The organism is Agrobacterium sp. 20P9.1.2 (assembly GCF_057799395.1).
In genome coordinates this window covers 57,949-82,522 of record NZ_JBYOKI010000007.1, presented here as the reverse complement: position 1 = coordinate 82,522, position 24,574 = coordinate 57,949, and the positions used below count along the sequence as shown (strand labels likewise).

Sequence of the window (24,574 nt, the reverse complement as noted above, 5' to 3'; positions counted from 1 at the left end):
TTGGATGTTGTGGATCGTTAGATCCTCGGGTCAAGCCCGAGGATGACGTCAAGGTTGGGGAGCCTTCGTCGTCATTTCAGCGCCGTCATGGCGCTTTTTCTTTTGGGACAAGGCCATGCAAAACATTCAGCCGGTTATCGATTCCATCTACGAGGTCATGCAGTCGCGGCTGGGTGAGGGGAAGGTTGCCGACTATATTCCAGAGCTGGCCAAGATCGATCCCAAGCAGTTCGGCATGGCCGTAACCACTGTGGAGGGTGAAACCTTCGTGGCTGGAAATGCACAGACGCCGTTTTCCATCCAGAGTATTTCTAAGGTTTTCATGCTGACGCTGGCGCTTGGCAAGACTGGCGAAAGCGTGTGGAAGCACGTGGGGCGTGAGCCGTCCGGCTCTGCCTTCAACTCCATCGTTCAGCTGGAGCGGGAATCCGGGATCCCAAGAAATCCCTTCGTCAATGCAGGCGCTATCGTGGTGACGGATATGGTGCTGGCGGGGCATCAGCCGCGTGAGGCGATCGGCGAATTGCTGCGCTTCATCCGCTATCTGGCCGATGACGAAACCATTTCCATCGACAACAAGGTCGCGAAATCCGAGCAGGCGACGGGCTATCGAAATTTTGCGCTGGCCAATTTCATGCGCAGCTTCGGCAATCTGCACCATCCGGTCGAGCATACGCTGGGTGTCTATTTCCACCAGTGCGCCATTTCCATGAACTGCGTTCAGCTGGCGAGGGCGGGGCTGTTTCTGGCCAATCGCGGTCGCAACCCGCTAACGGGCCATTCGGTGGTATCCGACCGGCGGGCGCGGCGTATCAATGCACTGATGCTGACCTGCGGTCACTATGATGGCTCGGGCGACTTCGCCTATCATGTCGGTCTGCCGGGCAAGAGCGGCGTGGGCGGCGGCATTCTGGTGGTGGCGCCCGGCAAGGCCTCCGTCGCCGTCTGGTCTCCTGGCCTGAACGAGGTCGGTAACTCCGCATTGGGTTCGGAAGCGCTGGAAATGCTGGCAAACGAAATGGGCTGGTCCGTATTCGGGGCTTGATCTTCACTTCATATGCGGGCATTCCCTGAAGCTGAACGCTGACGCGCGTTCAGGAACAAGCGAGATTGCCATGAACATTGCCGCAGATATCGATGACATGCCCGAAGGCGTCGAGCCTGACGAGCAGGGTGGCGCGCATCCGCTGTTTGCCAATGCACCACGCTCCGTGTCTTTCAACAAGCTGCGCAAGCGGCTGTTGCGCAATGTGCGCCAGGCCTTTGACGATTTCGATATGCTGAAAGGCCAGAAGCGCTGGCTGGTGGGCCTTTCCGGAGGCAAGGACAGCTATGGGCTGTTGGCGCTGCTCTTGGATTTGAAGTGGCGTGGCCTTCTGCCGGTCGAGCTGATTGCCTGCAATCTCGATCAGGGACAGCCGAATTTCCCGAAGCACATTCTGCCGGATTATCTGACGAAGATCGGCATGCCGCATCGCATCGAATATCGTGACACCTATTCCATCGTGAAGGAAAAGGTGCCGGCTGGCGGTACCTATTGCTCGCTCTGTTCGCGGCTGCGCCGCGGCAATCTCTACCGCATTGCCCGCGAGGAAGGCTGCGATGCGCTTCTGCTCGGCCACCACCGCGAAGACATTCTCGAAACCTTCTTCATGAACTTCTTCCATGGCGGGCGGCTGGCCGCCATGCCGCCAAAGCTGATGAATGACGAAGGCGACCTGATGGTGCTGCGTCCGCTGGCCTATTGCGCAGAAGACGATATGGCGAAATTTGCCTCAGCCATGGAATTCCCGATCATTCCGTGTGATCTCTGCGGCTCGCAGGATGGGCTTCAGCGCAATGCCATGAAGGACATGCTGGCCGATATCGAGCGACGAATGCCGGGCCGGAAAGATGTGATGCTGCGCGCGATGGCGCACGTCAATCCGTCCCATTTGCTGGACACCAAGCTTTTCGACTTCTCCGCGCTCACTGTCACTGATCCGTCATGCTAGGAGAATAGGTCGTGAAGCCTCTCCCATCTTTTCAAAGAAATCCTTCATGACCCTTTCCGATACCGATCTTGATTTCCTCGTGGCCACCGTCGCCGACGCAGGCGTGATAGAAATTCTTCCGCGCTTCCGCAATCTCAGCGCATCCGATATTTCCCAGAAGACCTCGGTTGTCGATCTGGTCACAGAGGCCGATATTCTGGCCGAAAAGCGCATCACTGCAGCGCTGCTGGAGCGTTTCCCAAAGGCGCATATCGTGGGTGAAGAGGCCTATGATGCCGACCACTCCGTCATTCCGGCGCTATCCACGGCAGAGCTTGCTTTCGTGATCGATCCCATCGATGGCACATTCAACTACGCCTCCGGCTTTCCGGCTTTCGGTACCTTGCTGGCCGTCACCATCAAGGGTGAAACGGTTGCGGGCATCATCCATGATCCTGTGATGGGTGACACGATTGTTTCCGTCAAAGGAGCGGGCGCGACGCTCAAACGCAAGAATGGCAGCGAGGCGAAACTGCGCGTGGCCAATGCTGTTGATCTGTCGCAGATGGTTGGCATATTCTCCTGGGGTCACAGCTTCGAAGAGCGTCGCCCGGTTATCGCCGCCAATATGACCAAAGCAAAGATGGCGCTATCGCTGAATTGCTCTGCTCATGAATACTGGCTGGTTTCCACCGGCAAGCTTCACTTCATTGGCCATGAAAAGCTGATGCCGTGGGACCATCTGGCCGGTGTGCTGACGCATCAGGAAGCGGGCGGTTACACCGCCAAATTCGATGGCACGCCCTACCGACCCGGCGATCTGACCGGCGGCATTTTGTCTGCGCCCGACAAGGACAGCTGGAAAATGCTTCGCCGCGAAATCGTCGGCCTTTGATCTAAAACTAGGAAGGACTACCCATGACCGTTCAACTCGACATCGCATCCCTTGCCAACGCCCTGCAAGAGGCGGCGGCGGTGGAAATTCTGCCAAGGTTTCGCAATCTGGGCGAAGGCGATGTGCGGATAAAGACGGAAGCTATCGATCTGGTGACGGAAGCGGATGAAGCCGCCGAACGGCTAATCCGCGCCCGCGTGGCCGAGTTCATGCCCGAAGCACTGTTCGTGGGTGAGGAGGCGGTCGCCGCCGCCCCATCGCTGCTCTCAAAGCTGGGCGAGGCGGATCTGGCCGTGGTGGTCGATCCCATCGACGGCACGTTTAACTTCGCGGCGGGTTTGCCGCTGTTCGGCGTCATGCTGAGCGTGGTTTCCAAGGGGGAGACGGTCGCGGGTATCATCTTCGATCCCATGGGCAATGACTGGGTAATTGCGGAAAAGGGCTCCGGCGCGTGGATGTGCAGCGCCGATGGCTCGCAGAGCCAGATGAATGTGGTGCCAGCGCCTGAGCTTTCGCAGATGGTGGGTATTGCCAATACAGGCTATTTCGAAGGCGAGGTCCGCCGTCGGCTTCTGAACAATCTGGCCGATGTGCGTCTCTTCACCAGCTATCGCTGCGCGGCCCATGAATACCGCGTCTTCTGCGGCGGCCACATGCACTTCCTGATGTATAACAAGCTGATGCCATGGGACCACCTGGCCGGTACGCTGATTTCGCAGGAAGCCGGTGCTTATGCCGCACGTCTGGATGGCTCGCCCTATCTGCCGCACCATGTCAGCGGCGGGCTTCTTCTGGCGCCCGACAAGGATACGTGGACGCTGCTGCGCGAGAAGATTTTCACGGTTTAAGTCAACTCGAGATCAAAACGAAAAAGGCGCGGATGGTGACATCCGCGCCTTTTGCGTTATGGGGCGTATTTAGTGTGTCGGCTTGTTCTGAGGATGAAAGAGAACGCCCTTTTCACCGATCAGCACGAAGACGAGGCCAAGCACCGAAACGACGAAGAAGCCCGTCACCATCGGCAGCGCCGTGCCATTGAAAGCCTGGCCGATGGCCGCACCAATCAAAGAACCGCCAATCGTGCTCATAAAGCCGATGACCGACGACGCAGTGCCTGCGACGTGGCCCAGTGGCTCCATGGCAAGCGAGTTGAAGTTCGAGCCGATGAGGCCGAACTGGAACATCGACAGGGCGAACATGGCGATGAACAGCACGAAAGGCATCGGCTGTGGCCCGAAAATTTGCGCCAGAAGCCAGAGGAAGGTGATGAGGATGAAGAGAATTAGCGAGCCATGCGACAGCTTCCTCATGCCGAACTTTCCGACAAGCCGCGAGTTCAGGAAGGACGAAGCTGCCATGAACAGGGCCACCGCTGCAAAGGCCGCCGCGAACCATGCACCCAGATCGTAAATGCCCTTGTAGACCTGCTCAGCGGAATTGATGAAGCCGAACAGCGCGCCGAAAATGATGGTGCTGGCGATCGTGTAGCAAAGCGCAACACGGTTGGTCAGCACGATCTTGAAGCCGCCGATGACGGATGAGACGGTGAGGGGGCGAACGTCATGCGCATCCAGCGTTTCTGGCAAGCGCAAATACATCCAAACGCTAACGATGGCCGCGATGGCTGCCATGAAGCCGAAGATGAGGTGCCAGTCACCGAAGAAAAGCACGATCTGCCCCGTACCCGGCGCGATGACCGGAACGACCATGAAGACCATCATGATCAAGGACATGACTTCCGCCATCTGCCGCCCGCCATAGATATCGCGAACGATGGAAATGGTGATGACGCGCGTTGCCGCCGAGCCGATGCCCTGAATGAAGCGCAGGGCCAGAAGACCGGCAAAGGACGGCACGAAAACCACGGCTATGGAAGAAAGGATGTAGATGCCGAGGCCAAACAGCATGGGCTTGCGCCGACCGAAACGGTCCGCAATGGGTCCATAAAACAGCTGCGCGATGCCGAAGCCGATAAGATAGGCGGAGATGACGTATTGGCGATGATTTTCATTATCGACACCCAGCGAAGCACCGATTTCCTGCAAGCCGGGCAGCATGATGTCGATGGCCAGAGCGTTTAGCGCCATCAGCGCCGCCGCAAGGCAGATAAATTCCGTACGCCCCATAGCAACGGCGCGCGTCGAATCCGATTGTGAAGGATTTGTCACAGACTTTGTCCCAAAAGAACGGCAAAGGCGTTGCTTGGGGCAACGCCTAGACAAGTTTTAATAAAGTAGGGTGGGCCGGAAAACCCGGCCGAAATCATGCCGCGCCGCGGACGCTGATACCCTGTTCCTGAAGATGATCCTGAAGCTCGCCAGACTGGAACATCTCTCTTACGATGTCACAGCCGCCGAGAAATTCGCCTTTAATGTAAAGTTGCGGAATGGTTGGCCAGTTGGAGTAGTCCTTGATACCCTGACGCAGGTCGCCGTCGGCAAGCACGTTGATGCCTTTGTACTGCACGCCGAGATAGTCAAGAATCTGTACGACCTGACCAGAAAAACCACACTGTGGAAACTGTGGGGTGCCCTTGAGGAAGAGGACGATATCGTTACCCTTCACTTCGCCGTCGATCATATCGTGAATGCCGCTCATGGCCATTTCCTTTCACATGCGGTTCAAGGCCGCTGCTTCGTTTGTTCTTAAATAACATGGTGGCGGACGATTTCCAGCCATGAACGGCAAAAAATCAAAGACGGTCGCGCATATCGCCCATGCGTTGCCGGCATGAAAACTTGATAAGATGCCCGCCTTATGAGGGAAGTCCCAAAAAGCTTCATGAGAGGCGTCAGTTAGACGCCTTCTCGATTTTCATGTCGCCGAGCTCATCGATCAAAACCGTCCAGGCATCGGCTTCCTTCTGCATGGGGTCGGTCTTGAGATGCACGGTGACAAAAAGGCCGGGCACATCAGATGCGCCGCTGGAGCTTTCGGGCCTGATATCCGTGACATAGGCCTTCATCTGGGTGAACTCTTCCAGCTCCACCGTTTCGACGAGGCTCGGGCCAGCGGCGGTGTAGGCGATTTGCTGGAGGTAGATTTTGGCGGTGCCATCGCCCTGCCGGATCGCGACGACCTTGTAATATCCGCGGGTGTGGGGAGCGTTGGCTGGTGTTTTCGCGTCGCCTTCCTTGGGCGAAAGCATGTCCTGTTCCCACATGCCGCTGCTCGTCACGAAGATCGTAGAAGCGGGCAGGGCTTCGATGTCGGCGGTTTGCGCCTGGGCGCAACAAATGCTGGCAGCGAGGAATGTGGTGGCGAGGAGTGTCTTCATCATGGGCGTTTCATCAATTCGTAAACTGTTCGGCAAGCACCCTGTCCGACCAGGATCGGTCGGGATCGGACAAGATTTTTGCGGTTCTATCCTGAGATTGCGCAATGCGGACCGATTGCACAGACTTGACCTCAGTGTGATCCGCCACGGCATTGACCGGGCGTTTTTCGCTTTCCAGAACGTGGATGTCCACCGTTACCTTATTGGGAAGCAGGGCGCCACGCCAGCGGCGCGGACGAAAGGCGCTGACGGGCGTCAGTGCTAGAAGCGGGGATTCCAGCGGCAGGATGGGGCCATGCGCGGAGAAGTTATAGGCGGTGGAGCCGGCGGGTGTCGCTACCATCATGCCATCGCAGATCAGCTCTTCCAGCCGTGTCTTGCCATCCACATCCACCCGCAGCTTCGCAGCCTGATGCGACTGGCGGAAAAGGCTGACTTCATTCATGGCGAGCGCCGAAAACTCGGTTCCGTCAGCATCCACAGTCGTCATTCGCAGCGGGTGAAAATCATTGCCGGTTGCAACGGCGATACGCTCCTGAAGCCCGTAGATGCGGTAATCATTCATCAGGAAACCGACGGAGCCGCGGTTCATGCCATAGACGCGCTTGCCGGAATTCATCGTCTCATTCAGCACCTGCAACATGAAACCATCTCCGCCGAGAACGACGATGACGTCGGCCTCATCGAAGGGGGCATTGCCATAATGCTTGATCAACTCGTCTCTTGCGGCTTGCGCATCATCCGTGGTCGAGGCTACGAAACATAAAGGCTGAGTTGTATGCGACATGCCGTCACCCCTGTTGACGACCTTTGGTACATGAAGACGTACAGTCAGGACAAGCTCTTTCGGGCGATCATGTCGCCGCCCTTGAGAAACGGCCCAAAGGCGGTGGCGAAGTCCACAGCTTCTTGGCCATGTGTCTGCAAACAGGGTTGCAGAGGCCGGTGAGGTCGGGCAGTTTGCGGTGCGAAGACGGATTGGCAAGGAGTGGGACGTGGCGATAAGTTACAGTATCTACGATGTTTTCACGCGCCAGAAACTGGCCGGAAATCCTTTGGCCGTCATGTTCGACGCGGATCACCTTGATGATGCCACCATGCAGGCCATTGCCCACGAGATGAACCTGTCCGAAACCGTCTTTGTCGGAAAGTCTGAAAACCCGGCCTATGCCGCATCGCTGCGCATCTTCACGCCCGCTTCGGAACTGCCCTTTGCCGGTCACCCGACCGTCGGGGCCGCCATTGCCATTGCCGAGAAAAACCATGGGCAGGGCGATGCCGACATAGTGACGGTGCTGGAAGAGAAGGTGGGACCGGTGCGCTGCGCCATTCGCATCCGGGAAAGCGAGGCGAGCTTTGCCGAATTCGATCTCCCACGCAAATCCTCCCGCGTCCACCTTCCGCTCGACCACGGCCAGATTGCCGATGCGCTGGGCCTTGCCACATCACAGATCGGCTTTGAAAATCACGTCTCGTCGATATGGACTGCAGGTGTGCCGTTTCTGACGATCCCCATCCAGAACATCTCCGCCATGGGAGAGGTGGATTTCGATGCGGGCCTTTGGGTGAAATCGGCACCTTTGGTCGAGGGTCGCCTGACATCCGCCTATCTTTACTGTCGCGGCGGCGTCAACCACGCCGCAAAATTTCATGCCCGCATGTTCTCGCCCGATATGGGTATTGCCGAAGACCCGGCGACGGGGGCGGCCGTGGCGGCGCTGTCTGGTGCCATTCACCATTTCGATGGTCTTGCGGATGGGCATTATCCCATCCTCATCGAGCAGGGCGTCGAAATGGGACGCCCCTCGCATATCCAGTTGATCATGGATGTGAAGGAAAACGAGATTTCGCGCGCCAGAATCGGCGGACATGCCGTGCGCGTGGCCACGGGAACGCTCGAAATCTGATTTTCTGCTGGCCTTTCATACGTCAGCAATGACGCGCTCACAGGCCTGTGAAAGCGTGTTGAATGATTTTGGCTATAATTGTTAACCTTTACTAACGTGGCGCAGGAACCAAACAGCTTTCCTTCCGTTTGTTTTGCACGAAGGAGAGGTGACATGAAGTCGCAAAACAGTTCAGATACTCGACGCACGCTACAGGCCGCAAACAGCGCCGCAGTCTCTACATACAAGCCTCTGATTATACCGCTGAGAGGAACGTATGTTGCGATGATTTTCCGCCGCTCTCTCAAAAATACATTTGATGCCCGAAAGAATTAGGCCAGCACCCGCCCGCCTAGCACTAAAGCGTGATTCCAAATCAGGCAAATAATAGAATATATTTTGCTAATATAAAAAGAAGGGAGAATGACATGAAGACAATTCTCGTAATCACAGCCATGATCGGCTTATCCGCTTCTGCGACATTTGCCGACTGCCTTATGCACCAGAATATCAACGCCTCTATACCTGTAGATCGCGAATTTAAAACTGCCAGCATTACGCCGCCAACTGAACCTGCACAAAAGCCTGTTGTCGTTTTGAGAAAGACAGACCGGCTGCCAGGCATGACGGAAACGGCCATTGTCGCATCACCACAGTCAGCACTTCAACGCATGCAGTGATATCAATGCCAAATATTGTTCCAAAACATCCCGTGCGGAGTGAACTCCAGCACGGGATTTTTTGTGACAATTTTCACCAGCCGATGATGAGAGTTCAAAAGGTGATCGGGTGACTACAAACCATCTGTTTTTCCAACGGCCCATTTCGGAGAATTTCCAAACTCTCACATCGCATTCATTACTGCATCTGCAATGCTTGATTAGCTGTCGAGACGCAGAGACAGCTGCCTGCCGCCATTCTTCTTCAAAATATAAAGTGGCTTTGCCGTCATCATTTCCGTGCGTCGCTGCAATTCGCGACGGCGTTCAAGCGCTCTTTCGCGAAGGCTGCGGGATTGGGCAACCAGAGACATGGCGTGTTCAATGGTTTTATCTGCTGCTGTCATTGCTGCAACTCCATTTGTTCACTTTATGTTCTATTAATTGGCAGCATTTGTCAAGCGTGCGATTCGGGCGGTTTTAAAATGATGCTGTGAGGAGGGTGCGGTCGCATTCGCGCAATCAGCGCTCAAGACTGAAATCGTCGTTCGCTTCAGTGAAGGAGCAGCCTCGTTCCGGGGAGTTCCCGGAATCAAAAACGGCGCACAAGGCGCCGTTTCGATTACCTGTCGCTCGGTCAGTCTGCGTCCGTGGGAGGTCGGTCAGCAGGCAGACGTTTTACGCTGATTAGCGGAACGAACGGGAAGCAACGTTACGGATGTCGTAACGGGTCAGGCCAATGTCGCTCAGAGCCTGGCTGGAGAGGTTGCCAAGTTCGTTCATCGTGCGGCGGTAGCTGATCCATTTCTTAGCGATACGGATAGGGTTCATGATCGTTTCCTCAATCTTTGTTTGTTGATCTTCTAAACTCTGTGCAGAGGCTCATCTGTCTGCGCTCTCTGTTGTTGATGTGTATATACATATGCAGAGTGCTGATGTGGAGTGCAGAATTTAGGCGACTGCCATGCGTTTGTGCAGTGTGTCGGCTAATTTTGCATCTTTTGCCGGATGCTGCGTGTTTTTTAGGCTGTTCAAAAACGAAGCGGGAAGGGTGCCAGAGGCGGCTGAAAGCCGGGGCGCAAAAGCATGACACCAAAAAAGAAAAAGGCCCGGAGCCGAAGCTCAAGACCTTTTTAGGGTAGTACCCAACACGGCGACGAATGCCGCCGGTATTCTTTTATATTAGATGCCGACTGCGGTGCGTGCAACGCGACGGATGTCGCTGCGGCCGATGCCGAGGTCGCTCAGTTCGCGGTCGCTCATGCGGCCAAGTTCAGTTACGGTCTGACGATACTTGCGCCAGTTGTTCAGCGAGCGGGTGATGTTCATGGTCGTTTCCTTTGGTTCGTCTGTCAGCGCCGCTTGGGACCAGCGCCGAACTCATTTGCTGATCCCGAATATAATCGGTTTAGAAGAAACAAAAACAGACAAAGGAGTATGCCACCTATGCGCCAGACGCATTGCGGCGGGCGTTTCCTCGCCTCGATCATTAACAAATGCATAATTTGACGCCATTTTTGCGCCAAGAGCGGCGTGAAATCGCGTTTTTGATGTGTTTTTTGTGTTCGCAATCTAGTTTCGGGTTTTCAGTGTGGCCCTAACCCGGCCTTTTCATCGCGAGTCCGGGGTGTTTGCGGCACGGATGAGCCATGCGTCAAAGACGGTACGCGCAGGCGCGACTCATCCTTATCAGGGCGGCCAGAATATCTTGATGACATAAGGATATGAGGTGAAGGCACCGGTGGCATCGCGGAATATGTAGTTTCGCAGGGCAGGCGGCGTAAATAGCGACGTAAAACCGTCATTTTTCCTTTGCGCTCCAGAAAACGGGTGATATAGAGACGCGCGCTCCGGAAGGCCTCATGTGCCAGATGTTGTTTATGCAGGATTCAAGAGCGCGGGTATGGCGGAATTGGTAGACGCACCAGATTTAGGTTCTGGCGACGAGAGTTGTGGGGGTTCGAGTCCCTCTACCCGCACCACATGAATCGCCGGGAAGAATGTGTGAAGCATCTGCTTTGCCGCTTCTCTGGCTCAAGCGCAGTTTTTGCCCGGCAAAATGCTTGTGCATGGATTTTATATAGCCACGGCCGGTGAATTTAGGTTCCGGCGCTGTGCTCGAAAGTAAACCAACGGCTGTCTGAGCACCGCCGCCATGATGTGAAGGTATGAAAATGCAGGTTATCGAAACGCTCGCTGAAGGGCTGAAGCGCGAAATCAAGGTCGTTATTCCGGCCGCCGATATGAAGGCTCGCCTCGACGAGCGCCTGGTCGACGCCAAGGACAAGGTTCGCATCAACGGTTTCCGTCCGGGCAAGGTACCGGTTGCACATCTCAAGAAGATGTACGGCAAGTCGATCATGGCTGATCTCGTCAACGAACTCGTTCGCGACAAGCCATCCGAAATCATTTCCGGCCGTGGCGAAAAGTCCGCAACGCAGCCGGCAATCTCCATGACGGAAGATCAGGCAGAAGCCGACAAGATCCTGGCTGCAGAAGCCGACTTTGAATTCAACCTTGCCTACGAAGTCATTCCAGCCATCGAGCTGAAGTCCAACGAAGGCATCAAGGTTACGCGCGAAGTCGTTGAAGTCACCGAAGACGAAATCAACGAGCAGATCCTCAAGATCGCTGAAAGCGCACGCACCTACGAAACCAAGAAGGGCAAGGCCGCTGAAGGCGACCGCGTCACCATGAACTACCTCGGCAAGGTCGATGGCGTTGCTTTCGATGGTGGTGCAGCGGAAGATGCAGAACTGGTCATCGGTTCGGGCCGCTTCATTCCTGGCTTCGAAGACCAGCTCGTCGGCGTCAAGGCTGGCGATGAGAAGGCGATCACCGTTACCTTCCCGACCGAGTATCCTGCTGCAGAACTTGCTGGCAAGGAAGCCGTGTTCGACATCACAGTCAAGGACGTTGCATCTGCAGCCGCCGTTGAAATCAATGACGAACTGGCCACCAAGCTCGGTCTCGAATCGGCTGAAAAGCTGAAGGAAATCGTTCGCGGCCAGATCGAAAGCCAGTACAGCAACATCACGCGCCAGAAGGTCAAGCGTCAGATCCTCGACCAGCTGGACGAAGTCTACCAGTTTGAGACACCTGCTGGTCTGGTTGATGCCGAGTTCGACAACATCTGGCGTCAGATCAACACCGATCTCGCACAGTCCGGCAAGACCTTTGCTGACGAGGACACGACAGAAGAAGAAGCTCGCGAAGAATATCGCAAGCTTGCTGAGCGTCGCGTTCGTCTGGGTCTCGTTCTCTCCGAAATCGGCGAGAAGGCTGGCGTTGAAGTGACAGAAGAAGAAATGCAGCGCGCGCTGTTCCAGCAGCTGCAGCAGTTCCCGGGCCAGCAGAAGGAAATCCTCGATTTCTTCCGCAACACCCCAGGCGCTTCCGCTTCGCTGCGCGCTCCGATCTTCGAAGAAAAGGTCATCGACAAGCTGCTCGAAGAAGTCTCCGTTACGGACAAGACCGTAACAAAGGAAGAGCTGCTGGCTGAAGACGCTGAAGAAGGCGACAAGGCTGAGAAGAAGCCTGCCAAGAAGAAGGCTGCTGCCAAGGCCGAAGCTGCTGAAGGCGAAGAAGCCGCTCCTAAGAAGAAGGCTCCTGCGAAGAAGAAGGCCGCCGAAGGCGACGCTGAATAAGCTTCTTTCGCAAGACATTTTAAAAGGCCGTGGCGCAAGCTGCGGCCTTTTGCTTTTTGGCTTCTCCGCGCTGAGAGTTGGAGCTTGCAGTGACGTTTCGATCACAATGCAGCGCACAATGATTTTTTGCTGCATCTGCTCTTGTTCATCTTCCATTCATCTGGCAGAATCTCCTCATTGATTTGCAAGTGCTGATGTACGGCAAATCCGTCGCGCAACATGTGCGGCCCGGCTTTTAGCCCTCAGTTTCAACTCTCCGTTTGGCGCTATCGATCCCATCGTTGCGCCGGATGATTTTCGACGCGCCTGTGCTGGCATGATGATGCCCACAGAGATGGCCACGACGCCATCATTGCGTGATCTGCAAACTCAACAGCGATTTTAGGCCGGGCTTGGCCGCTCGCCAGTTGCTGGAACATGCGCCGTCTGCCTCCCAAGAGATGGTGCGTGTTCAAAGCTTGAGGAACAGACATGGTGTTAGGAAAACGTCACGGCGTCATCATCGCCGCCGTCGCCATAGGCTTGTCATCGGTATCTGCACATGCGCAGGAGAAAGGTTTGATCTGGTCTCCCGCGAAGAATTCCGATCAGTCCTATTCCGCCCGCATCGGTGCGAAGCTGCCGACCGAAACGCCGATCCGTGCTGGTCTTGAAATGGGCATGGTCGGCTCGGAAGGCGGGGCGCTGGTGGATACGCCGGTAAAATTCTGGGGCAATGTCACGCTGCTTTCCTCCAACCTGCCGGGTGCGAGGGTTGCGGGTGATATCGCCGTGCTGATGAACGCACTGACAGGCTCCAGCGCATGGACCATGACGACATCGCAAAAGCGCATCGCCACGCCGGAATTCGATGTGGAATCCAACCGTAACATGACCGTTCGTTATGATGGCACTGCCCAGCAATGGAGCGGGCTTGATGTCTCGCAATCTTTGCGGCTGACGCGCTCCGCCACGGGCACCGCCTTTGTTTTGACCGGTGCAAGCCGTGAGACATTCGACGAGTTCACGTCAAGCGTGGCCGTGGAGCAGAAGTTTGGTGATAATTTCACCGTTACCGGCAAGCTAAACCAGGGTTATGAAGACAGCTTCCGCCCATCGGTGAACGCCCGCTACAATATTCGCTGGTAGGGGCGTTCACGTCTTGATCAGATCGTGGCGTTTTCGTTCTTGATGTCGCCCATGCGGTTCCAGGCGTCCAGACCGGCAATCTTGTAGGCTTCTGCAAGGGTCGGATAGTTGAAGGTGTTTTCAACGAAATATTCGACCGTGCCTTTGAGGTTGAGAACCGCCTGTCCGATGTGGACGAGTTCGGTGGCACCTTCACCGACGATATGCACGCCGAGAAGGCGACGGGTTTTCAGCGAGAAGATCAGCTTCAGCAGACCGGTATCGAGGCCCATGATGTGGCCGCGCGATGTTTCGCGGAAGCGGGCGATACCGCATTCATAGGCAATGCCGCGCTCCTTCATTTCCTCTTCCGTCAGGCCGCAGGTGGAAATTTCCGGCACGGCGTAGATGCCGTAAGGGAAATATTTCTGCGGCTCCATGGCGATTGCGCCGACGGCAACGCGCGCGGCAATGCGGCCCTGTTCCATGGAGGTGGAGGCAAGGCTTGGGAAGCCGATGACGTCGCCCGCAGCATAAATGCCTGGCACTGATGTCTCGAAGGTTTCCGGATTGACGGACAGGCGACCACGATTGTCCGCTTCCAGACCGGCAGCGGCCAGATTGAGCGAATCGGTGGCACCCATGCGGCCAGCGGCAAACAGCACCATTTCCGTCGTCAGCGTTCGTCCGCTGTCGAGTGTAAGCGAGACTTTTCCGTCTGCTGTATGCTCCACTTTTTCCGCCTTCTGGCCCAACAGCAGTTTCATGTTGCGGTCACGCAGCTGGTAGGTGAAGTCCTCGACGATTTCCTTGTCGATGAAATCCAGCATGGTGGGCTTCGGATCAATAAGGGTAACGGCGGTGTCTAGCGCGCTGAAGATCGTCGCATATTCAATGCCGATAACGCCTGCGCCGATGACGACCATCGAGCGCGGCAGCTTTTCCAGTTCCAGCAACTCGTCGCTGTCGATGACAGTCTTGCCGTCAAACGGCATGTAATCAGGGCGGAAGGGGCGGGTGCCGACGGCCAGCAGAATGCTCTTGCCCTTGACGACGACGATCTCCCCATCGTCCTTGGTGATTTCCATCGTATCAGATGTCAAGAAGGTCGCCTTGCCGCGAATGTGGGTGACGCGGTTGCGGGCGAACTGATGCTCCAGCACATCGACTTCATGGTCGAGCGTAATCAGCAGACGGCGACGGAGATCTTCGGCGCTGATTTCCTGTTTGACGCGGTAGGAGCGGCCATAAAAGCCACGCTCGCGCCAGCCGGAAAGATTGAGCGCCGTTTCGCGCATGGTCTTAGAGGGAATGGTGCCGGTGTGAACCGATACACCGCCGACGCGCCGGCCTTTCTCGATGACCAGAACGGTTTTGTCCAGCTTTGCAGCCTGAATGGCAGCGCGCCTGCCAGCAGGGCCGCTACCGACAACAATGAGATCGTACTGGTTCATGAAAAAGCCTCGGAACAGAATTTGCGATTACTGGAAACATGTGTTCCAGCGCGGAGGCGTCGCTGCTCGGAAAAGCGTGATGCCATTCTGATACGGAAGTGATTCCCGCGTCGCTGCACCAAGAGTGCAATGCAACAAATGCCCGCGTCAATCTGTAGCGGAAGAATCTGACGGATTCGTAACCAGCGCAGAAAAAGGCGCAAAATGACTATAATTGGATTTGTGCGTTGCCGCTGTATTGTTACGGCAGCTCGTTGCCGCTTTCGCGCCTGTGGTGCAGCTTGGCAATCTCCTGCCGCAGCGCGGCCAGTTCGGCCAAGACCTTCACATCGATCTTCTCATGCAGCGACAGTACCTCCAGTTCGGACTTGAGGTTGACCTCATAATCCTTCTCGGCCTCGAAGCGATCACGCGTGGCCTGCCGGTTCTGCGACATCATGATGATGGGTGCCTGAATGGCGGCCAGCATGGAAAGGATGAGGTTGAGAAAGACGAAAGGGTATGGGTCGAAGGCTTTGGAGGCCAGCACGATGGTATTGATGACTGCCCAGACGCCCAAAAACACCATGAAGCTGATGATGAAGCCCCAAGAGCCGCCAACGCGGGCGATGCTGTCTGCCAGCCGCTCTCCAACGGACGAGTCTTTTGAGAAAGCGTCATTGGTATTGGTGGAGATCAGTTTTTTGTGGTGCGCCATTTCGAGAATGTGCTTTTCCACCTCGCCTATGTCTCTTGATGAGCGCCTGAAATGAGAGGTGATGTAATCGGGAATAGCGGACATCGTTGGTCTCCAGCCAAACTGACTCAGAACCGCGTGAGAGGACGGGTTCCGACACTGCCGAAGAGATAAGCGTGGAGAGCTGCCGAATTCAAATGAAATCGGCAGCGTTTTCATGGTTTTCAGTTCGATGGCTGTGCGGCATTGACCCAACTGAAGCCGGGAAAGAAGCGCTCCTTGCCAAACTGCTTGCCGAACATCATGTCGAATTGCAGCTGACGATACTCATTGATGGCGGAAGGAATTTCCACTGGCGCCGTTGCCCAGTCCGGCACAGCCGAGCCGTCTTTTTCCACCAGCATATGCCGATCGATGACTGAATATGAGGACTGAACCTTGCCCAGAATACCGGTATAGAACGGATCGTCAAAGCCAGCGGTTTTCAGCACATGATAGGGCAGGAGGGCCGGGCTGATCGTGCCGATCCGGTTGTGCAGGCCGGTCTTCGATGACCAGACCACCAGCGGCGTTTCATGCTCCTGTCTCATCGTTTCCAAGGGCGCACGGCGGGTGGCGACCATTCCAGGCATATAGCCGCTTTCGACATAGACCTGGCCCAGTGGTGGCAGATGGTCCCCGAACAGGACGATAACCGTATCGCGCTCGCGCTTCTTGGCCCAGTCAATCAGACGGGCAAAGCTTTCATCGGCTTCTGCCACGCCCTGCGCATAGGTGGTGAGCGCCTCAGTCGCACTATTCGAAAGCGGACCGTTGATGGAGACCGAGTTGTTGACGTAGCGGTTCGGCTCATAGGGGCCATGTCCCTGAAGGGTGACGACGAAAAGAAAGAGCGGATTGTTTGCCGCATCCACCGCCTGCATGATTTCCGATGTCAGGGCTTCATCCGAGGCAAAGATGCCGCGCTTTTCCATGGGCGGCAGCGTTTCTTCCGAACGGAATTCCTCAAAGCCGAATGATTTGTAGACCTCGCGGCGGTTCCAGAACCAGTCCTGAAACGGGTGCATGGCCATGGCGGCATAGCCTTCACCCCGGAAGAAGGTGGCGAGCGAAGGCACGGGCTGGCGGACATATTGCTGATAGGGAATGCTGCCATAGGGAAGGAAGGCGTTGGAAAAACCAGTCAGCGCTTCGAATTCCACATTGGCCGTCATGCCGCCGAACTCGGGCGAGAAGACGTGGCCGGATTGCCTGCTGCGGATGGTCGGCATCGGGTCTTGCGAGAACGAGACATTGGAGAGCCGCGTCGGGTCCCACAGAGATTCACTCATGATCATGATGACATCCGGCCGCGTGCTGTGGTTGACGGCAAAGGCCGAGCCATCCGAGGCGATATCCGCAATGGTGTTTTCGCCGTAACCTGCGGGTGCCGTGACATTCGCCATGGGAATGTTGAAGGCAAATGCCATGAGGAAGCCGTTGTGGCGGTAATTTTCCTTCTGGTCCCACATCATGGGGATGATGTTGAGCCGGTCCCGCACCCAGGAATGGTGCGAATATTCCATCAGCGAACCAAGTCCCGCCAGCAGCGGCACAGCGAGCGTAAGCCGCCAGACGCGCGCCTTGAAAGGCATAACAGGCGTGTGGCTGCGCACGAAACGCCACATCATCGCACCGGCTGCAACGGCCAGCACAACGCCAACGGCAAGAGCGAGCGCGGTGAATGGGTGTGCTTTCAGCATCGCTGGCAAAAGCTGCAGGATTTGACGTCCGAACAGCAGGTCGGATGGGTAGAGCGGATCGGAAAGATAAAGCTGCTTCTGATGCGACATGAATGCCGTGACCAGCAGAAGCGGGGCGGCGACCAGCAGCGATTGATAATGCCTGCCGAACAGCGCATCGAGGGCCATGAGGCAAAGCACCACGGCGGCCAGCGTAGTAAAGCCGGGGCGAGCAGGGGATGCCAGGAACGTGCCGATATCATGCAGCGAGCCGCGTGCAATCCACTCCATGCAAACAATCAAAAGCAGGGCCGCAAGCGTGAGATTGAGCAACGGATGAACGTCGCCTGCAACTCTGTCTGGGTTCCGCGTCAATGGTTTTGAAAGGACGAGCTTCATCCTTTCGGCAACCGTTGTTTTGGGCACCGAATTCCTCAATATTTCAACTCCGGCAGTCTGTGATGTGCCTGTGAATCAGGCGTCATGAAAGTGTCATGTAACTGTCACATTAGCAGGGTGAATGCGACATGAACTCTGCAGAATCCACAAGCGGCGGGAATAACCTTTGCGTGAGGCGCATTGCACGCTGCGGATCGCCATTTTTTACGCCAGTCGAAAGGCTTGCGTTGCGCGGCGTGCAGAGCCACGGTAAATGAGAGTCATGAGCCAAGTACACACCAATCCCAATGTTTTGCGAATTGCCGTCGGGCAGTTCAATCCCACCGTCGGCGATGTCTCTGGCAACCTTGCCAAGGCGCGCGAAGCACGCGCGGACGCCGCATCGCAAGATGCGGATCTGCTGCTTCTTACAGAGCTTTTCATCTCCGGTTATCCGCCGGAAGATTTGGTTTTGAAGCCCTCATTCCTGAAGTCCTGCCTGAAGGCGGTTGAGGAACTGGCGGCGGAAACGGCAGATGGTGGCCCCGGCGTCATCATCGGATTTCCCCGTCAGGGCGAAACGGGGCGGCACAATTCCGTCGCTCTGCTGGATGGCGGCAAGATCGTCGCGCTGCGCGACAAGGTGGATTTACCGAATTACGGCGAATTCGATGAAAAGCGCGTGTTTTCAGAAGGCTCGATTTCTGGCCCCTATAATTTCAGGGGTGTTCGCATCGGCATTCCCATCTGCGAGGAAATCTGGAACGACCTTGGCGTCTGCGAAACTTTGGCCGAAAGCGGTGCGGAAATTCTGCTGGTGCCGAATGGTTCGCCCTATTATCGCGGCAAGGTGGATGTGCGCCATCAGGTGGCCTTGCGACAGGTCATCGAAAGCGGCCTGCCGCTGGTCTTCGCCAATCAGGTCGGCGGTCAGGACGAGCTTGTGTTCGACGGCGCAAGTTTCGCCTTCAACGCGGACAAGACGCTGGCCTTCCAGATGAGCCAGTTCGAGGCGACGCTTTCGGTCACAGACTGGAAGCGCACGGAAAAGGGCTGGCATTGCAGCGAAGGCCCGTTCTCGCAAATACCCGAAGGCGAGGAGGCGGATTACCGCGCCTGCATGCTGGGCTTCCGCGATTATGTGAACAAAAATGGTTTCAAGAGCGTGGTGTTGGGCCTTTCGGGCGGCATCGACTCGGCCATCTGCGCGGCCATCGCTGTCGATGCGCTGGGCGAGGAGCGGGTTCGCTGCATTATGCTGCCCTATCGTTACACCTCCGAAGAATCGCTGAAGGATGCGGCGGACTGCGCCAAAGCGCTTGGCTGCCGCTATGACATCGTGCCGATCGCCGAGCCGGTGGATGGCTTCATGACTGCGCTTTCGGAGCTTTTCGAAGGCACCGAAGAGGGCATTACCGAAGAAAACCTGCAAAGCCGCGCCCGTGGAACCATTCTCATGGCCATCTCCAACAAGTTCGGTTCCATGGTGGTCACAACAGGCAATAAGTCGGAAATGTCTGTCGGTTACGCCACGCTGTATGGCGACATGAATGGCGGCTTCAACCCGATCAAGGACCTCTATAAAATGCAGGTCTACGCCATCTCCAAATGGCGCAACGGCCATGTGCCGCCGACTGCTCTGGGCCCTTCCGGCGAAGTCATTCCCGCCAATATCATTTCCAAAGCACCATCCGCAGAGCTGCGCCCAAACCAGACCGACCAGGACTCGCTGCCGCCATACCCCAATCTGGACGATATTCTGGAATGCCTTGTGGAGCTGGAAATGTCGGTGGAAGAGATTGTCGCGCGCGGCCACGATATCGCCACCGTGCATCGCATCGAGCATCTTCTCTATCTCGCCGAATACAAGCGCCGCCAATCCGCGCCGGGCGTGAAGATCACCAAGAAGAATTTTGGTCGCGACCGTCGCTATCCGATCACCAACCGCTTCCGGGATCGATAAGTTGGTAGAAAAGCTTCGCAGTTCCGTTGAAATCTTCAACATTCGCACCCGGGAGAACCGGGTTGTCTGGCAAACGCCGGAACTGTTCGAGGCACCCAATTGGTCGCCGGATGGGTCGTATCTTTTGCTGAACAGCGAAGGCCTGCTGTACCGCCTGTCACTGGATGGTGACGTATCCGTCGAGAAGGTCGATACCGGCTTTGCCAGCGAGTGCAACAATGACCACGGCATTTCGCCTGATGGTTCGCTGTACGCGATTTCCGATAAGGTGGAGTTCGGCAAAAGCACGATTTATCTTCTGCCGTCAGAAGGTGGTGCGCCGAGGCTGATGACGCATAATCTGCCGTCCTATTGGCACGGCTGGTCTCCCGATGGAAAAAGCTTCGCCTATTGCGGTATTCGCGATCAGGTCTTTGATATTTATTCGATGGACGTGGAGACGGCGACAGAAACGCGGCTGACCCATGGCGAGGGGCGCAATGACGGGCCGGATTACTCGGCGGATGGGCAGTGGATTTATTTCAATTCCAGCCGCACCGGGCAGATGCAGATCTGGCGGGTGAAGGTGGATGGCTCGGCTGCCGAGCGCGTGACGGATAGCCAGTATGGCGACTGGTTTCCGCATCCGTCACCTAGAGGTGACAAGGTGGTCTTCGTTTCCTATGACGTGGATGTATTCGATCATCCGCGTGATCTGAATGTCCGCGTGCGCATGATGGATACGGATGGCGGCAATGTGGAAACGCTGTTCGACTTGTTCGGCGGGCAGGGCACAATGAATTCACCCAACTGGTCACCGGATGGTGATGAGTTCGCCTATGTCAGATATTTCCCGGCCTGATCCACATACAAAAAGCCCGACCTCGATTTGAAACCGGGTCGGGCTTTCTGATGTCTATGTCGGATCGATTAAAAGACTGCGAGATACTTCAGCAGCGAAATAATACCGATGATGATGACGATGACCTGAGCAATCTGCTTTGCGCTGCCAGCGACAGGCAAGCGGTTGATCAGCCAAAGAATGAGTACGATGACCAGAAATGTGATCAGAATACTAACGAGTGCGCCTGTAGCCATATGTCCCAGCTCCTATTTTATAAATCTGTAACGGTCGATCACCGTTCCGTGAGTAAAAGCGTAAGCTTGTCTTTTGGTTCCATTGTGCAAAATGTAATTTTTGAGAATTCGAAATTAAGGACATTGGTATGAGCGAAATCAGGGTGAAAAAGCGCGAGACCGGTGCCACCGCAACGTTGAGGCGCAACGGCCATCCGCAGATCGAAACGCCGACAGGCGGTGCACTCGCCGTCGTCACGGCTTTGTCCGAGCCCGGATTCAACCCGCTGGACCTGCTCTATTCCTCGCTCGCCGCCTGTCTGGTGCTGAGCGCCCGCATCGCCGCCAGCCGCTTGGGCGTGCTGGATCGCTTCGAAAGCGTGGAGGCGCGCGTGACCGGTGAGAAGTCCGAGGGTGAGCCAGCGCGGATCACGCATTTCGACATGCGCCTGAAGATCACCGGCGATTTCGATGCGGAAACGAGAGAGGCCATCGCTCATCAGGCCGAAGAGATCTGCACCGTTAGCAACACGCTGCGTGGGGATGCTGCGTTCAAGCTCTCGGTCGACTGATCAGCGCTGCGCCTTTTCCCATTTTTTCACCAGCCGGTCACGCTTCAGCTTAGATAGGCGCTTCAGCCAGAACATGCCGTTCAACTGGTCTATCTCATGCTGGATGCAAATTGCGTGAAAGCCCTCAGCCTGTTCTTCAAGCCACTGGCCGGAGACATCCTGAAAGCGAAGCGTCACTTTGGACGGGCGCTCCACCTCTTCGGTAAAGCCCGGCATGGAAACGCTGCCTTCGACGTGGCGCAAGGTCTCAGTGGACGTTTCCAAAATCTCGGGATTGACGTAGGTTCTGACGTCACCCGGTTTTAGCTCCAGCACGAAGACGCGTTGCAGCACACCGATATGGGCCGCCGTGATGCCGACACCGGGGGCGGCGCGCATCGTCTCCAGCAGATCAGTCGCAAGCTGCGCCAGTTCCGGCCCGAACTCTGTCACAGGCTCGCAATGCGAGGCAAGTGCCGGATGCGGATAGGGCACGATAGAACGAATTGGCATAGAGGAGTTCCATTTATTCTATGTGGCTGAAAGCGAGCTTTTAAGCAGGATTTCGGAGGCGGATTGCGCAAGAGACACCGCCTCATCCGTCAGTTCCACCCATGTCCGCTGCGTCCGCGGATCTCGCTTGACGATGGTCAGCATGCGACCGGAGAGACCGTTGATTTCCCGCAGCACCAGCGCGTGGGCAATGCCCAGCCTGTTGGAAAGGCTACGGCTGTCACTGCCGATGCCAAGGTGAACCGCTGCAATGAGCGCGGCCCCGGTGGCGTCGAGCGCGACCGGGGCCGTTTGGCTGATCTGTTCCACTACGGCCAGAAAGCGCGCGGCGGATTGATCGTCATTCATCAGGCTGCTGCTGCTTCGGTGCGCAGGCGAACCGAGACCAGAACGGATTTCGATGTCGGCGTGAAGCTGCCTTCACCATAGCTGTGCAGCGGCACGAGAACGTTCAGCTCCGGGTAATAGCCACCGACGCTGCCTTCGGGAATGTTGTACGGAACGAGGCGGAAGTTTTCCGCAATGCGCTCGATGCCGTCGCCATATTCACCGATCACGTCCACGCGCTGCTTGGCATGTGCGCCCAGCTTTTCCATGTCCTTCGGGTTCATGAAAATCACCTGCCGCTCACCATAAACGCCGCGATACCGGTCATCCATGCCGTAGATGGTGGTGTTGTACTGGTCGTGGCTGCGGAAGGTCTGCAGAACGAAGATGCCCTCTTTGGACAGCGCTTCCTGATGGTCCGTCTTTTCCGGCAGCGGGCCGGTGAAGAACGTGGCCTTCTTGGCAGGCGTATTCCATTCACGTTCCGCCGCAGCATTGCGCAGGTGGAAACCGCGCGGCACGCGCACACGCTCGTTGAACTCATGGAAGCCAGGCAGAACGCGCGAGATCATGTCGCGGATCAGGTCGTAATCGTCGGCCAGTTTCGCCCACTGAACGCGATCATTGCCCAGCGTCGCGGCTGAGATGCCGGCGATGATGGCGACTTCAGAGCGCAGTTCCGGCGAGGCAGGCTCGTTGATGCCGCCTGAGCCATGCACCATGCTCATGGAATCTTCCACGGTCACGATCTGCGATTTGCCCTGCGAGTTGCGGTCGATTTCGGTACGGCCAAGGCAGGGCAGGATGAAGGATGTTTCGCCTGGCACCAGATGCGAATGGTTGAGCTTGGTGGCGATATTCACCGTCAGCTTCTGCTTTTCAAACGCCTTGATGATGAGCGGGCTATCCGGCGTGGCACGCAGGAAGTTGCCGCCCAGCGCGATGAAGGCCTGTGCCTTGCCATCCAGCATGGCGCTGATGGCCTCGACCGTGTTGTGGCCACGGTTGCGCGGCATCGGTACGCCGAGTTCCTTTTCTAGCGCGTCGAGCAGGGCAGGCGGAGCCTTCTCATCGATGCCAACCGTGCGGTCACCCTGCACGTTGGAGTGACCACGCACAGGGCAGAGGCCCGCGCCGGGACGACCAATGTTGCCGCGCAGCAGCATGAAGTTGGTGATTTCACGGATCGTGATGACCGAATGCTTATGCTGCGTAACACCCATCGCCCATGTTGTGATGACGGCGTTGGATGCCATATAGATGGAAGCGGCTTCCTCGATCTGCTCACGCGTCAGGCCGGACTGGTCGAGAATGGTTTCCCAGCTGGTTGCCTCGACGGCGGCGCGATAGGCGTCGAACTCGACAGCGTGTTCTGCCAAGAAGTCATAATCGATGATCGCAGGCTTGCCAGCCGCGCGGGCGGCTTCGTCAGCCGCGAAGACAGCCTTGCTCATGCCGCGCACGGCAGCCATGTCGCCGCCCTGGCGTGGCTGGTAATAATTGGTGGCAATCTTTGTGTTGCCGCCGGTGATCATTTCGATCTTGTCCTGCGGGTCGGTGAAGCGCTCCAGACCCTTTTCGCGGATCGGGTTGAACACGGCAATGCGCGCGCCACGAATGGCCGCACGGCGCAGGTCACCCAGCATGCGCGGATGGTTGGTGCCGGGGTTCTGGCCGATGACGAAAATGGCGTCTGCCTTTTCGAAGTCTTCCAAGAGAACGGTGCCCTTGCCGACGCCGACGGAGGCCTTCAGGCCAACGCCGCTGGCTTCGTGGCACATGTTGGAACAGTCGGGGAAATTGTTGGTGCCGTAGAGGCGAACCATCAGCTGGTAGAGGAAGGCTGCTTCGTTGGAGGCGCGACCGGATGTGTAGAACTCGGCGCGGTCAGGGCTGTCGAGGCTCTTCAGAACACCGCCGATTTCAGCAAAGGCATCGTCCCATGAAACCGGAAGGTATTTGTCGGTTGCGCGGTCGTAACGCAGTGGGTCGGTGAGGCGGCCTTGCTTTTCCAGGCTGTAATCCGACCATGTGCGAAGCTCTGCCACTGTGTGGCTGGCAAAGAAATCCGGCGGAACGCGGGCTTCGGTTGCTTCCCACGCAACGGCCTTCACGCCGTTTTCGCAGAACTCGAAGGAGGAGCCGTGTTCGGGGTCACCCCAGGCGCAACCGGGGCAATCGAAACCATCGGGCTGATTGGCTTTCAACAGGGTTCTTGCGCCAGAAATCGGTGCGCCCGATTCCAGAAGACGCTTGCCGACGCTTTTGAGTGCGCCCCAACCGCCCGCAGCGGATGAGGCCTTACCGATGAAATCCATCTTGCCCATTTGATAGGTCTCTTTCTGATCTGTTTTTCTTTTTGCGCCGCTCGTTTCCGGTGCCAACCGGATCGATTGTTATTGCGGCGCTTTGTCTCAGATTCCCGCATAACTACCATATGTCAACTCGTAACTTTACGGTGGCTTCAACCGGGCGTTCAAATCCGCGAGAC

Annotated in this window: 25 protein-coding genes and 1 tRNA gene; 12 read left to right on the top strand and 14 right to left on the bottom strand. The window is 56.6% G+C overall.

Features of this window, described 5'->3' with window-relative positions; translation table 11 throughout:
- The first annotated feature begins 115 nt into the window (after positions 1-115).
- The 4 genes from AC27VJ_RS18830 (at position 116) to AC27VJ_RS18815 (ending at position 3,716) form a co-directional block, all read left to right on the top strand.
- Positions 116-1,045 carry a glutaminase gene (locus tag AC27VJ_RS18830; RefSeq protein ID WP_488685304.1) on the top strand — a complete coding sequence of 310 codons (930 nt, stop codon included), beginning with the start codon at positions 116-118 and terminating at the stop codon, positions 1,043-1,045.
- A 70-nt stretch (positions 1,046-1,115) separates the two neighbouring features.
- Complete coding sequence (ttcA, locus tag AC27VJ_RS18825) at positions 1,116-1,994, top strand: tRNA 2-thiocytidine(32) synthetase TtcA (RefSeq protein ID WP_488685303.1); 879 nt, start codon at positions 1,116-1,118, stop codon at positions 1,992-1,994.
- 46 nt (positions 1,995-2,040) lie between these two features.
- Positions 2,041-2,868, top strand: coding sequence for an inositol monophosphatase family protein (locus AC27VJ_RS18820; protein WP_488685302.1), 828 nt, complete (start codon positions 2,041-2,043; stop codon positions 2,866-2,868).
- 23 nt (positions 2,869-2,891) lie between these two features.
- Complete coding sequence (locus AC27VJ_RS18815; RefSeq protein WP_488685301.1) at positions 2,892-3,716, top strand: inositol monophosphatase family protein; 825 nt, start codon at positions 2,892-2,894, stop codon at positions 3,714-3,716.
- A 69-nt stretch (positions 3,717-3,785) separates the two neighbouring features.
- On the opposite strand, the gene AC27VJ_RS18810 is transcribed toward AC27VJ_RS18815, so the two are convergent.
- The 4 genes from AC27VJ_RS18810 to AC27VJ_RS18795 form a co-directional block, all read right to left on the bottom strand.
- Positions 3,786-5,036, bottom strand: a complete 1,251-nt coding sequence (locus AC27VJ_RS18810) for a multidrug effflux MFS transporter (protein WP_488685300.1) — start codon at positions 5,034-5,036, stop codon at positions 3,786-3,788.
- A gap of 94 nt (positions 5,037-5,130) precedes the next feature.
- Positions 5,131-5,466, bottom strand: coding sequence for a Grx4 family monothiol glutaredoxin (gene grxD, locus AC27VJ_RS18805; RefSeq protein WP_353575837.1), 336 nt, complete (start codon positions 5,464-5,466; stop codon positions 5,131-5,133).
- 193 nt (positions 5,467-5,659) lie between these two features.
- Positions 5,660-6,148: a hypothetical protein gene (locus AC27VJ_RS18800; RefSeq protein WP_113088264.1), complete on the bottom strand. Its 489-nt coding sequence runs from the start codon at positions 6,146-6,148 to the stop codon at positions 5,660-5,662.
- 10 nt (positions 6,149-6,158) lie between these two features.
- Positions 6,159-6,932, bottom strand: coding sequence for an NAD kinase (locus AC27VJ_RS18795; RefSeq protein ID WP_113088263.1), 774 nt, complete (start codon positions 6,930-6,932; stop codon positions 6,159-6,161).
- A 208-nt stretch (positions 6,933-7,140) separates the two neighbouring features.
- On the opposite strand from AC27VJ_RS18795, the gene AC27VJ_RS18790 reads away from it, so the two are divergent.
- Positions 7,141-8,052 carry a PhzF family phenazine biosynthesis protein gene (locus AC27VJ_RS18790; RefSeq protein WP_488685299.1) on the top strand — a complete coding sequence of 304 codons (912 nt, stop codon included), beginning with the start codon at positions 7,141-7,143 and terminating at the stop codon, positions 8,050-8,052.
- Between the two features lie 407 nt (positions 8,053-8,459).
- Entirely contained in the window at positions 8,460-8,711 is a 252-nt protein-coding gene (locus tag AC27VJ_RS18785) for a hypothetical protein (protein ID WP_488685298.1), read from the top strand.
- A gap of 200 nt (positions 8,712-8,911) precedes the next feature.
- Here AC27VJ_RS18785 and AC27VJ_RS18780 read toward each other — a convergent pair whose 3' ends face one another.
- The 3 genes from AC27VJ_RS18780 to AC27VJ_RS18770 form a co-directional block, all read right to left on the bottom strand.
- Positions 8,912-9,097: a hypothetical protein gene (locus AC27VJ_RS18780; RefSeq protein ID WP_488685297.1), complete on the bottom strand. Its 186-nt coding sequence runs from the start codon at positions 9,095-9,097 to the stop codon at positions 8,912-8,914.
- 280 nt (positions 9,098-9,377) lie between these two features.
- Positions 9,378-9,521 (bottom strand): DUF1127 domain-containing protein, encoded by a 144-nt coding sequence (locus tag AC27VJ_RS18775; RefSeq protein ID WP_488685296.1) that lies wholly within the window; start codon positions 9,519-9,521, stop codon positions 9,378-9,380.
- Positions 9,522-9,872: 351 nt separating this feature from the next.
- Positions 9,873-10,019 (bottom strand): DUF1127 domain-containing protein, encoded by a 147-nt coding sequence (locus tag AC27VJ_RS18770; protein WP_082453394.1) that lies wholly within the window; start codon positions 10,017-10,019, stop codon positions 9,873-9,875.
- Between the two features lie 568 nt (positions 10,020-10,587).
- Here AC27VJ_RS18770 and AC27VJ_RS18765 point away from each other — a divergent pair.
- The 3 genes from AC27VJ_RS18765 (at position 10,588) to AC27VJ_RS18755 (ending at position 13,465) form a co-directional block, all read left to right on the top strand.
- A tRNA-Leu gene (locus AC27VJ_RS18765) sits at positions 10,588-10,672 on the top strand.
- Positions 10,673-10,864: 192 nt separating this feature from the next.
- On the top strand, positions 10,865-12,337 hold the full coding sequence (gene tig, locus AC27VJ_RS18760) for a trigger factor (protein ID WP_113088258.1): 1,473 nt from the start codon (positions 10,865-10,867) through the stop codon (positions 12,335-12,337).
- 471 nt (positions 12,338-12,808) lie between these two features.
- Positions 12,809-13,465 (top strand): hypothetical protein, encoded by a 657-nt coding sequence (locus AC27VJ_RS18755; RefSeq protein WP_488685295.1) that lies wholly within the window; start codon positions 12,809-12,811, stop codon positions 13,463-13,465.
- 17 nt (positions 13,466-13,482) lie between these two features.
- Here the strand turns inward: AC27VJ_RS18755 and sthA are convergent, their stop codons facing one another.
- The 3 genes from sthA to AC27VJ_RS18740 form a co-directional block, all read right to left on the bottom strand.
- Positions 13,483-14,898 (bottom strand): Si-specific NAD(P)(+) transhydrogenase, encoded by a 1,416-nt coding sequence (gene sthA / locus AC27VJ_RS18750; RefSeq protein WP_113088256.1) that lies wholly within the window; start codon positions 14,896-14,898, stop codon positions 13,483-13,485.
- A gap of 241 nt (positions 14,899-15,139) precedes the next feature.
- Positions 15,140-15,679 carry a DUF1003 domain-containing protein gene (locus AC27VJ_RS18745; RefSeq protein WP_353575711.1) on the bottom strand — a complete coding sequence of 180 codons (540 nt, stop codon included), beginning with the start codon at positions 15,677-15,679 and terminating at the stop codon, positions 15,140-15,142.
- Positions 15,680-15,798: 119 nt separating this feature from the next.
- Positions 15,799-17,694: an LTA synthase family protein gene (locus tag AC27VJ_RS18740; RefSeq protein ID WP_488685403.1), complete on the bottom strand. Its 1,896-nt coding sequence runs from the start codon at positions 17,692-17,694 to the stop codon at positions 15,799-15,801.
- Positions 17,695-17,956: 262 nt separating this feature from the next.
- On the opposite strand from AC27VJ_RS18740, the gene AC27VJ_RS18735 reads away from it, so the two are divergent.
- Complete coding sequence (locus tag AC27VJ_RS18735) at positions 17,957-19,636, top strand: NAD+ synthase (RefSeq protein ID WP_488685294.1); 1,680 nt, start codon at positions 17,957-17,959, stop codon at positions 19,634-19,636.
- 1 nt (position 19,637) lies between these two features.
- Positions 19,638-20,477, top strand: coding sequence for a TolB family protein (locus AC27VJ_RS18730; protein ID WP_488685293.1), 840 nt, complete (start codon positions 19,638-19,640; stop codon positions 20,475-20,477).
- 68 nt (positions 20,478-20,545) lie between these two features.
- Here AC27VJ_RS18730 and AC27VJ_RS18725 read toward each other — a convergent pair whose 3' ends face one another.
- Positions 20,546-20,713 (bottom strand): Thivi_2564 family membrane protein, encoded by a 168-nt coding sequence (locus tag AC27VJ_RS18725; RefSeq protein WP_156462533.1) that lies wholly within the window; start codon positions 20,711-20,713, stop codon positions 20,546-20,548.
- Between the two features lie 128 nt (positions 20,714-20,841).
- On the opposite strand from AC27VJ_RS18725, the gene AC27VJ_RS18720 reads away from it, so the two are divergent.
- Positions 20,842-21,264, top strand: coding sequence for an OsmC family protein (locus AC27VJ_RS18720; protein WP_488685292.1), 423 nt, complete (start codon positions 20,842-20,844; stop codon positions 21,262-21,264).
- On the opposite strand, the gene AC27VJ_RS18715 is transcribed toward AC27VJ_RS18720, so the two are convergent.
- Genes AC27VJ_RS18715 through AC27VJ_RS18705 form a run of 3 tightly spaced genes read right to left on the bottom strand, consistent with a single transcriptional unit; the run spans position 21,265 to position 24,410 of the window.
- Positions 21,265-21,756 (bottom strand): peptide deformylase, encoded by a 492-nt coding sequence (locus AC27VJ_RS18715; protein ID WP_488685290.1) that lies wholly within the window; start codon positions 21,754-21,756, stop codon positions 21,265-21,267.
- Between the two features lie 18 nt (positions 21,757-21,774).
- Complete coding sequence (locus tag AC27VJ_RS18710; RefSeq protein ID WP_488685289.1) at positions 21,775-22,104, bottom strand: hypothetical protein; 330 nt, start codon at positions 22,102-22,104, stop codon at positions 21,775-21,777.
- Positions 22,104-24,410, bottom strand: a complete 2,307-nt coding sequence (locus AC27VJ_RS18705) for an FdhF/YdeP family oxidoreductase (protein ID WP_488685288.1) — start codon at positions 24,408-24,410, stop codon at positions 22,104-22,106. The genes AC27VJ_RS18710 and AC27VJ_RS18705 overlap by 1 nt, the downstream gene beginning before the upstream one ends.
- Between the last annotated feature and the right edge of the window lie 164 nt (positions 24,411-24,574).